The organism is Halogeometricum sp. CBA1124 (genome assembly GCF_009741955.1).
In the GTDB taxonomy this organism is placed as follows: Archaea; Halobacteriota; Halobacteria; order Halobacteriales; family Haloferacaceae; genus Halogeometricum; species Halogeometricum rufum.
On the sequence record NZ_WPCD01000384.1, the window covers coordinates 1 to 1,008 of the forward strand.

1 protein-coding gene is annotated in these 1,008 nt (G+C 65.5%); it reads left to right on the plus strand.

Going from position 1 to position 1,008, the window contains the following annotated elements; translation table 11 throughout:
• Window positions 1–239 precede the first annotated feature (239 nt).
• On the plus strand, window positions 240–1,008 hold a 769-nt coding region (locus tag GJ632_RS21695; protein ID WP_191453996.1), incomplete at its 3' end, for an ornithine cyclodeaminase family protein.

The window sequence follows — 1,008 nt, forward strand, 5'->3', positions numbered from 1 at the left end:
CCCCGTCTGAATCGTCGCGAAACCGTCGGCCCGCACGCCGAACCCGACTTTCTTTCGACGCCGCGCCCGCCAGCGACGCGTCTCGCGGTACGCACCGTGGCTGCAACGAACTGCGTCTAGCCCGAGAAGAGTTCGAGATGCGGTGCCGAAAGCGAACTCGATTCGAAAATAATCCGTTCGATGGCAGTTAGGTCGGATTAGCATGAACTAAGTAACGGTCCGCAGAAACGTGACGCAAGATGCAAACACTGCTCTTGAACAGCGAGGACGTTCACGAGAACGCGAACATGGCGGAACTCGTCCCCGCCGTCGAGGAGGCGTTCGCGGCCTTCGAACGCGGCGACGCCCAGATGCCGCCGAAGTCGTACATCGACCTGCCGCAGTACAACGGCGACTTCCGGTCGATGCCCGCCTACATGGACGCCGGCGACTGGGACGCCGCGGGCATCAAGTGGGTGAACGTCCACCCCGACAACGAGGAGCAGTTCGACCTCCCCACCGTGATGGGGACGATGGTGTACTCCTCGCCTGAGACGGCGTTCCCCCTCGCGGTCATGGACGGCACCGAACTGACGATGAAGCGGACGGGGGCGGCCGCCGCCGTCGCCACCGACCACCTCGCCGTCGCGGACGCCAGTTCGCTGGGCATCGTCGGCGCGGGCGTCCAGTCGTACACGCAGTTGGAGGCCATCGCCACCGTGCGCGACATCGAGGAAGTCGTCGTCTCCGACCTCGACGAGGAACGCGTCGCGCGCTTCATCGACGCGTTCGAAGACGAGTTCGACGTCCGCGCGGGGTCGATCGAGGAGGCCGCCTCCTGCGACGTCCTCTCGACGGTGACGCCCGTCGAGGACCCCGTCGTCTCCCGCGACGCCGTCGGCGACCACACGCACGTCAACGCGATGGGTGCGGACGCCGAGGGGAAGCACGAACTCGCCGACGAGATACTGCTGGACGCCAAACTCGTCATCGACGACCACGAGCAGACGACCCACTCGGGCGAGATAA